Below are 979 nucleotides of genomic sequence, written 5' to 3' on the forward strand. Positions count from 1 at the left end.
TACCCACTCTGTACCTGAATCAGTAGGGATTGAAGTGTCTACACCGGAAGGTTCAATCGTTTATACAGGTGACTTCAAGTTTGATATGACAGTTTCAGATTCATATAAAACAGACTTTTCTCGTATTGTTGAAATTGGTCGTGACGGTGTATTCGCCTTACTATCAGATTCCAATGCAGCAGAAAATATGAAACCCAACGCCACTGAAATTGAAATTGAACAAGGTTTGTTGAAGGAAGTGCGTAATGCTAAAGGTCGTGTTATCGTTGCGGCGGTGGCTTCAAACTTAATGCGTATTCAACAAGTTTTAGATGTTGCAAGTAAACTGGGGCGTCGTGTTTTCTTAGATGATACTGAATTGGAAGAAATTATTGACGTAGCTATTCGCTTAGGCAAACTATCGATTCCGTCAAAAGACTTGATTGCCAACTTGAAAGACCTTGGCCGTTTTGAAGATCATGAAATTATTTTCCTAGAAACTGGAAAATCTGGTGAACCGTTAACAACCTTACAAAAAATGGCCTCAAGTCGCCACACAACTGTATCCATTAAAGATGGTGATAAGGTCATTATTGTGACAACACCTTCTTATGATATGGAAAAAGTGGTAGCAGAAACGAAAAACGATGTTTACCGTGCAGGCGGTGAAGTGGTTGAATTAGCTCAGGCGTATGCGTCAAGTGGTCATGCAAGTCCAAAAGACTTACAATTAATGCTCAGCTTATTGAAACCTAAATATGTGGTCCCAATTTCAGGTGAATACCGTCTAATGTCTGCCCACAAACACTTGGCAACAGAGGTAGGTATTCCAGAAGAGAATGTCTTCTTATTAGACAAAGGGGATATCTTGACCTATAAAGACGGCAATATCCATATCGGTGGTGCCGTACCAGCTTCAAACGTATTGATTGATGGATCAGGTGTTGGAGATATTGGCAATATTGTTCTTCGCGACCGCCGTATCTTATCTGAAGATGGC

The 979-nt window shown here is 40.6% G+C and carries 1 protein-coding gene; it reads left to right on the forward strand.

Annotated features, from left to right (window positions below):
- The coding region (locus ACRCJ0_RS15510; RefSeq protein ID WP_431391087.1) for a ribonuclease J at positions 1-979 on the forward strand (979 nt) is incomplete at both ends.

It is taken from the genome of Aerococcus sp. L_32 (genome assembly GCF_050689315.1).